The sequence below is a fragment of the Mesorhizobium sp. M0663 genome (genome assembly GCF_040320585.1).
GTDB lineage: Bacteria > Pseudomonadota > Alphaproteobacteria > Rhizobiales > Rhizobiaceae > Mesorhizobium.
In genome coordinates this window covers 174,668-182,804 of record NZ_JAMYPX010000011.1, presented here as the reverse complement: position 1 = coordinate 182,804, position 8,137 = coordinate 174,668, and the positions used below count along the sequence as shown (strand labels likewise).

The window sequence follows — 8,137 nt, the reverse complement described above, 5'->3', positions numbered from 1 at the left end:
CGATGATGGCTCATACTGTCGCTCATAGGATTCTCCGCATGATTCATGCTGAAAATGAGCGATCAACCGCCTGCACGCTACGTGGGGATGCCTACGCGCTTACGCTTGACCAGAAAAAATGCTCTCTTTGCTGGCCATGAGATCGGGGCCGAAAACTGGGCGCTGCCCTCATCCGTCGTGGCCACCTGCAGGCTCAACGACGTCAATCCCGTTGCCTACCTCGCCGAAACCCTCGAGGCCATCATCAACGGCCATCCACAGAGCCAGATCGAGGAACTCATGCCCTGGCGATTCCGGAAAACATCAAGCCCAAACCCATAGGTGATCGGCGAGGCGCTTACGTTGAATCAGCCGAGCAAGTCATCGATCGATGAATTTGCTCTAGCTATGTCTCGGATTGACTCACAAAGCTGGGTGACCTCTTCCAGACTATGATCGGCGGTCAGGCATACGCGCAAAGCAGCCTTGTCGCGGGGCACCGTCGGATAAAATGCTGCGGCCACATAAAAGCCACGCCGCAATAGCTCTGCCGCCGTATCCACCGCTGCCCGAGACTCACCAATTGGGACCATCCGGATTGGCATTCCGTCACCTGACGATTGCGTCGGCATTTTCTCGTCAAAAGCTTGAACAACCCTCCTCAGGCGGGCCTGGCGCTCAGCCAGCTCCGCAGAACGATGAATCTCTGCTGATGCTAAGGCACCTGCAATTCCGGCCAAGTCTGGGCCCATTGAGAATGCATGCGGGACGGCGTAACGTCTAAGCAGTTTCTCCTGCTCTTCCGTGCCAAGCATGAGAACACCGCCGGTCACTCCGAAGCCCTTGCTCAAGGAAGCCGCGATGATTGTGTTTTCGCCGAGATCTGTGATTTGGGATTTGGCATATCCTTGGCCATGCCTTCCGCGGATTGAGATGCCATGCGCATCGTCGATGTAGATGAATAGCCCATAGCGTTCTTGGAGACGCAAAAGCTCACCAATTGGGGCATTTCCGCCCATTGAATACACACCATCGCATATGTAGGCGACGCACGTGTGTTTCTGACAAATACCCTCCAGTTCCTCAATGTCGTTGTGCCTAATTTGCAGAACCTCTGCATCTTCGGCCATAACAGCCTTGTGATATGCCAAAGTGGCATGGGCAAATCGGTCGAACACCAGTACCGGCTTGCGTCCTCTGGTGAAAGCCCCGCATGCCAGTAACGGGAGCGCGCTCATGTTCGCCGTTAGAACCAACGAGTATACGACAACCCGAGCATCGAAAAGTCCAGATAAGCTGTATTCGAGATCTCCAGTTAGCGAAAAATTCAATCTCGTGCGTGCACCGGACCACTGTATCGAGCGATATGACGCTAATGCTGCTATCGCAGCGTCCACGATCATTGGATGGTTATCAAGCCCGAGATAGCTGCCTCTCGCGAATTCTATAACCGATCGTCCCGGCTCGAGCTCCACGTGTCGCTGCCCAAGCGAGCGGGCATATAGTGTCATTATTCCTTTTGAGTACGCATAGTCGAAATCTGACCTGGACTTCTCAATCACGCTTGCAAGATCACGAAATCTCTGCTTGTCCACATGGCTCTCCGTCAAAGATAATTTCGGCATGTCATCATCGGCAAGCCCGGCCACGTGGCCAACGTGTCGCTTCAAGAGTCGTGCCAACTTTGCAGAGGGAAGCTGAACCAAATTTTCTTCTTGTCTGCCAACCACTTGATCAGGATGCAGCTGCAATCAGGCAGGTCCCGCAACGTCGTGGACTCGACAAACCTGACAAACGTGTCAGTTGCGGGTGCGGATGCTATACGAGAAACCGTTCTGTTGTTCTTGGGCGGGATGTTGGTCCATGCGAACAGGCGCTGGCGCAGCTTTCTCACATTGAGAGCCTTCTCTGATTGGGATCGTTTAGGTCAAGCCACTCCTGCACTTTTTTCTGGACCGTCCCGTAGGTCACTCGCTTCTTTTCGCGGTCGGCGCTCTGGCCGCCGCATGATGTTGGGGTGGACGGCCCCCCGCACGGCATCCATGTGCCAGAATGAGGTCGTTACAGATCTCAAGCAAAGGGAGACCGTCCGTGGAACAAATTATTCGTATTGGCATCGACACGTCAAAACACATCTTCCAGCTCCATGGTGTGAACGCAGCTGAGGCGCCGGCGCTGCGCAAAAAACTGCGGCGCAAGGAAATGGTGGCGTTTTGAGAAGCTGCCGCCGACAGTGGTTGCGATCGAAGCGTGCGGGGCTCGCACCACTGGGCACGCCTGCTGCAGTCGTTTGGGCATGAGGTGAAGCTGATCCCTCCTCAATATGTCAAACCGTACGTCAAGCGCGGTAAGAACGATGCGGCGGACGCAGAAGCGCTGTGTGAGGCGATGAGCCGGCCGACGATGCGGTTTGTGCCGGTCAAGACCGCTGAACAACAGGCGGCATTGATGCTGATCGGCCTGCGCGACCGGTTGATCCGCAATCGCACACAGCTGGCCAATGCATCCGCGGCTATGCCGCTGAATTCGGGCTGACTGCTGCCAGGGGGATGTGCAAGATCGAGCCGTTGCTCGAGCGCATCGCGGCAGATGAGACGCTTCCGGATTTAGCGCGGGAACTGTTCGCGCTCCATGCCAAGGAATATGCGCAGTTGCAAGAACAACTGATGACGGTCGAGGCGAAATTGATGGCTTGGCATCGGGCCGAGGAGTGCAGCCGGCGGCTGGCGCAAACCCCGGTGTCGGGCCGATCGGTGCGTCGCTGCTGGTGATGAAGACGCCGGCCCCTGGGACCTTTCGATCGGCCCGACACTTTGCCGCTTGGCTCGGCCTAACGCCGAAGGATCATTCAACCGCCGGCAAGGTCAGGCTCGGTGTGATCACGCGCGCCGGCGACGAAGCCTTGCGCAGCGTGCTGGTGGCCGGGGCTACTGCTGTTATCCGGCATGTCCGACGCGGCCGAGGCGCCGCCTCGCCCTGGCTTGTCGACCTGCTCAAGCGCAAGCCGCCAAAACTCGCCGCCGTGGCGCTAGCGAACAAGATCGTGCGTATCGCCTGGAAGCTGATGGTGAGCGGGGAAGTCTACGGAGCAAAGCCTATGCCGCCAGCCTTGGCGCGCGTCGCATAGAGATCAGCCAAGCACGAGGAACATCTCTCTACTGTTGCCGCGCTGAGCTGATACCGGAACTTGCAAGTGGATGAGCAGGTGGTGTGATCGATCGATCCGAGACGCGAGACACTCCGTTGACCCCATTGGTCGTTGTAGACCGCCATGATGTTGGGAACTCGCGTCGCGGAAACCATCTTGGCCAGCGGTTATTTGTGACCGCACACAAAGGCCGGACATATGAGCGCAAGCGATCCGATCAAATCATTGCTCAACATCTTGCAAGGAGGGGGCCGTCCACATATGGGGTCAGGAGAGCGAGGCGTCTCAATCTGTTTCACGACCTTGCCGAGTTTTGGCCGGCAGGTTCGGGACTCTCAACGAGATCGCCTCGCCCGTCGTCCCCACGGAACGATTCAGGCATCGCCCTTTCGGGCAAAGCTTTGTTCGTCCTTTGATTGGTCTCGGTCACGCCGCCAGTGTGGCAGGCTCCTTTCCAAAGCGGAACTCGGTCGCGTCGGCCCACATACGGTGCAGAATGACCGCCAATTTGCGGCCCACCGCCACCCGGGCGCGCGCCATGCCGCGGCGCCTGGCGATGATCATGCCCCAAGCCCTGAGGCTGGACCATTTCTTCGAGCGCACCAGCAGCGTGTGGGCGGCCTCGTAGAGGGCGGTGCGGGCGAGTTCATCGCCGCAGCGGCTGACCCTGCCCTGGAGTCGGTCTCGCCGGACTGGTAGCGCGCCGGCGTCAGCCCCAGATGCGCCCCACCGCCCGCAAGGAGGCGAACCGCTCCGGCCGGTCGATCGTGGCGCGGAAGGCAAGCGCGGTGATCGGCCCGACGCCCGGCGTGCTCATCAGCCGCCGGCAGACTTCTTCATTGCGGGCGATGTCGAGAACCTGCTTCGTCAGGCGGGTAAACTCTACCAACATGACCGCTTTTGCCGGCCGCGTGCGGGAACTGGCCGGCGCCGACGCCCAGATGATGGCGATGATCGAGCCGCTTCCTGCGATCCTCGGCCGCTGCGCGACGGCAAGCCCAGTTTGACGCCGGCCTCGCGCAGCGTCGCCCGCACCACGTTCTCGATCGAACGCATCTCGTTCAGCACCGTGCGGCGGGCAACCAGCAGCGAGCGCCAAAGCTGCCGGCTCTTGACATGCACCTGCCGATACCAGCCGGTGCGCATGATCTGCGCCAGCGCGCGGGCGTCATTGCGATCGGTCTTGTTGGGGCATGGTCTTCATCGCCGCATTGGCCTGCCGCGCCTCGATGCAGGTCGCCGGCAAACCTTCGGCGTGCAGTCCATCGTGAAGCCAGGCCGTCAGCGAGCACGCTTCCAGGCCGATCCGCTCAAGCGGCAAGCCGGTCCCCTTCAGCGCTTCACACAACGCCTGCGGATCGCTCAACGCTCTCGCCTCCTTCACGACCCGGCCAGTCTCGTCGACAACGCAAATAGAGGTCTCTTCCAAAGACACGTCCAGTCCGGCAAAGTACTTCATGGCTGCTCCTTCCAAATGTTTGTGGCGACTCACATGGACCACGTTTTCACATTTCGACAGGAGCAGCCGCCATCATCTGGCTCGGCAGAGACCCCAATCACCCCATCTGACTCGAAACTGGGTTACGCACGACGCGGAGCTGCCATGCGGCGAAGCATGAGGCGGATCGATGCGATGAAGATCCACGCCTCGGCGCTGGCGATGGTCGCCTCGAAGTCCTTGGCGAGCCGGCGACAACGTCCCAGCCAGGCGAAAGTTCGCTCGCATACGGCGGACATCCAGGACAGGGATGGGGCAGTCGGCGTCATCGCCTCCATTCGACGGCTTTACCCCTGGTTGCGCCATCTGTTCGCCGACGGCGGCTATGCCGGAGAAAAACTGACGCAGACTCTGGCCAATCTCGGTACATGGACCATCGAAATCATCAAGCGCTCCGACACGTGCACCGTCAGCCCGACCAAGTGCCTCTCGGTGTCGGTAATGATATGGCGCTTGCGGCCTTTGAGCTTCTTGCCGGCGTCGTAACCACGCAAACCGGCAACGTCCGTGGTCTTTGCCGATTGGCTGTCGATGACGCCGGCGCTCGGGCTCGCCTCGCGACCGAGGGCGAGGCGTGCTGCTGCCACCAGGTGGAAGTTGATGGCCTTCCACAGCCCATTGTCTCGCCAAGCATAGAAATAGCGTTGAACCGTCGAAACCGGCGGGAACCGGTCCGGCAATGCCCGCCACTGGCAGCCCGTCCAGGCGATGTAGAGGAGCGCGTCCACGACCGCCCGAAGTTCTGTCGTCCGCGGTCGTCCCGTCGCCTTCGTTCCCGGCAGGAAGGGCTCGATCAACTCCCATTCCTTGTCCGTCAACGCGTTTGCATCCCGCTGCCCCGCGCGGCAATATCGCCGGCGGGTGGTCTCCGTCCAACCCATGTCGTGATCCCGTTTCAAGTCTAGACAACTCAAGCGAATCACAACGGACGGGGCTCAACCGCTTCCGCACCCAATCCTGAGTTTCGGGTCAGGCTCTGAGAGACCGACACCATGACGAACTGGCTCGAGGTGCGAAACAAACTGATGACATCCTGCGCCGCGACCTAATCGGCCCGAATCCTGACCTCGACCGAGATCTCGCACGATAGTGACGGAGAAAACGAGAAACCATCTCGCAGGTACGTCGAAGCTTTATCGTTCCCGCCTGCGACCGTGCGTCTGTGATTGCGTATTTCAGGCGATCATGAGCATCGATTTCGGGCGATCGTGAGCGGTACCTATACGAAGGCCGCATGATTGGCACACGCGCGTGCGCGTGGCGGGCTCCATGATGGCATTGCGTGAAGGTCAGGCGGCCTTCGTATGCGTACCGATGAACGTGACCTCTCCTCGGAAGTCCTAAGAGCACGTTGCCGCGTTACACAAGTATAAAACCGGTTCCCAAAGGATCGTCTGGATCGACGACGAACTCGCTGAACCCGGTTAGAAATGGTCGACAGCTTATTTCCGGTATCACCCCGGACAGTGGACCTACCTTTGTTGTTTCAAGGATACGCGCATCGAAGAAGGTCCGGATAGAGCTTTCGTGTCTGAAGCGCTCTTGAACTCCAAGTCTGCCCTTCGCGTGCTCCACAGCCATGCGCGCACAGGTGCCGGTGCCGCAAGGCGATCTGTCGGCTTGTGCCTGGCCGAGGATAACGATGTTACGGGCATCCGTTTCGGGGCTCGATGCCGGGGCCGTCAACATAGCAAGGTCTATCCCGTTGATATGAGGCTGCTCCGGGTGCTGGAAATGGAACTGCTGCCTCGCCGCCCCGCGCAGCGCCACACCGGCCTTGATCAGGTCCGTGGTATGTTCCGGGTCGATGGACTGAAAGCCTAGGTCCGCTGCTTCAGCGATTACAAAAATGTTGCCGCCATAGCCGAAGTCGGCGCGGACTCGGCCGTACCCTGGAACATCCACGTACTGATCCAGCGCGAACGCGAAAGAGGCAACGTCAATGAGGGAAACTGCTTCCAGATTTCCGTTATCGTCTGTTGTGACCGATCCAACAACAAGCCCGGCAGGCGTATCTATCCTGACCTCCGTCTTGCGGCCGGTTCGCGGAACCTGGCCGGTCTCGACCAGCATCCCGCAAAGCCCCAGCGATGCATGTCCGCACATATTGTAGAATTGGCCGCCGTCCATGTAGACCACGCCCACATGTGACGTCGGATTCACCGGGGGGACGATGACGCCGCCGAACATGTCACGGTGGCCCCGGGGTTCGTTCATAGTCACTCGCCGGATCCAGTCAAAGTCGTTGATTACGCTGGACATTCGCTCAGCCATCGTTTCACCTGGGATCCTCGGAAATCCCGACACAACGAACCTGCTAGGCTCGCCCGCGGTATGTGAGTCGACTATCGACAACCTGTGGGTGAATTTCATGATTTTCTGCTTTCTTGTTGCTAGTCCGGGGCTAACTGACCGATGAGGCAACGCGTCAGTCTGGCCCGCATCAGCTGATAAGAGCCGCTTTGTCGACCACATTCTTCAGGGGCCTTTCGTTGACCCACCGCTCCAGATTTTCAACGAAACTGGTGACTGTTAGATCTTCACATCCGTAGAGATCGGCCGACATGTGCGGTGACACGAACACCTGGTCCATGCCCCAGAATGGGTGATCCTTTGGGAGCGGCTCCGTGGTGAACACATCCAGCGCCGCGTTGCCAACCTGGCCGCTCTCCAGCGCCTTGACCAATGCGGGCTCGTCCACTAGGCCGCCACGGCCAACGTTGATCAAACATGCCCCCCGCTTCATCTGGCAGAAACGGGACTCATCCATAATGCGGCTGGTCTCGGTCGTAAGCGGCAAAGACAGCACAACCGTATCCGCGACCGGAAGAAGGTCTTTCAGCTCTTCGATTGAGTGAATCCTACCAAACACGGGGTCATTTTGGACTGCCCGCCGCCCGACAGGAACGACCTTCACCCCATTGAGCTGAAGCAATGTGAACACCTCGCGGCCGATCCCGCCAGGGCCAATTAGCACCACCGTGTGACCACGAAGGCTTGCCGTCTGTCGCCGGTTCCACTCCTTAAGCCGCTGAGATTCTATCGTCTTTCGAAAATCCTTGGCGATCATGAGCATTATGCCAAGGACGTATTCTGCGATTGGATGCTCAAGTATCCCCCGCGTGTTTGTCACGACGATATCCGACATCACGACAGCAGGCGTAACCACGCCGTTCACGCCGAGGCCGCCGACATGGATCCACTTCAAATCCGGAGGAAGAGGCTCGAAAAGGCCGATAGGGATGGAATTATCCCAGAGGAAGATCGCGCCAGCGTCTTGCAGCTCTTTCTTGGCATGCTCTGTATCGCTTGTAATACAGATAGTTGCCAGCTTGTCACCCTCCCGTAAGGACGGCGGCCGCGCGCCAGTGTCATCTGCGTAGATGACCACGACCTTTTTCTTAGACACTTGCATCCCTTAAAGTCCCGCGAAGCCGAAGCAGAGAAACCGTCTCCTTAGCAGGGAGAGGATTGGTAAGGCTTTCAATGAAAGATGGGCATTAATCTGCGTG

The 8,137-nt window shown here is 58.9% G+C and carries 3 protein-coding genes and 4 pseudogenes; 2 read left to right on the top strand and 5 right to left on the bottom strand.

Annotation, left to right across the window (positions count from 1 at the left end):
• Positions 1-99: 99 nt before the first annotated feature.
• A pseudogene (locus NKI54_RS20355) lies at positions 100-321 on the top strand (transposase domain-containing protein); the annotation flags it as partial.
• 26 nt (positions 322-347) lie between these two features.
• Here NKI54_RS20355 and NKI54_RS20350 read toward each other — a convergent pair.
• Entirely contained in the window at positions 348-1,604 is a 1,257-nt protein-coding gene (locus NKI54_RS20350; RefSeq protein WP_502898234.1) for an aminotransferase class I/II-fold pyridoxal phosphate-dependent enzyme, read from the bottom strand.
• Positions 1,605-2,070: 466 nt separating this feature from the next.
• Between NKI54_RS20350 and NKI54_RS20345 the strand changes: the two are divergent.
• Positions 2,071-3,106 (top strand): annotated as a pseudogene (locus NKI54_RS20345) (IS110 family RNA-guided transposase).
• A gap of 447 nt (positions 3,107-3,553) precedes the next feature.
• On the opposite strand, the pseudogene NKI54_RS20340 reads toward NKI54_RS20345, so the two are convergent.
• The 4 genes and pseudogenes from NKI54_RS20340 to NKI54_RS20315 all read right to left on the bottom strand — a co-directional run bounded on the left by NKI54_RS20340 (position 3,554) and on the right by NKI54_RS20315 (position 8,034).
• Positions 3,554-4,586 (bottom strand): annotated as a pseudogene (locus NKI54_RS20340) (IS110 family RNA-guided transposase).
• Positions 4,587-4,708: 122 nt separating this feature from the next.
• A pseudogene (locus tag NKI54_RS20325) lies at positions 4,709-5,506 on the bottom strand (IS5 family transposase).
• A 478-nt stretch (positions 5,507-5,984) separates the two neighbouring features.
• Positions 5,985-6,998, bottom strand: a complete 1,014-nt coding sequence (locus tag NKI54_RS20320; RefSeq protein ID WP_352692289.1) for a proline racemase family protein — start codon at positions 6,996-6,998, stop codon at positions 5,985-5,987.
• A gap of 70 nt (positions 6,999-7,068) precedes the next feature.
• The gene (locus tag NKI54_RS20315; protein WP_352692288.1) at positions 7,069-8,034 is read right to left on the bottom strand and encodes a D-2-hydroxyacid dehydrogenase; all 966 of its coding nucleotides are present in this window, start codon (positions 8,032-8,034) and stop codon (positions 7,069-7,071) included.
• Between the last annotated feature and the right edge of the window lie 103 nt (positions 8,035-8,137).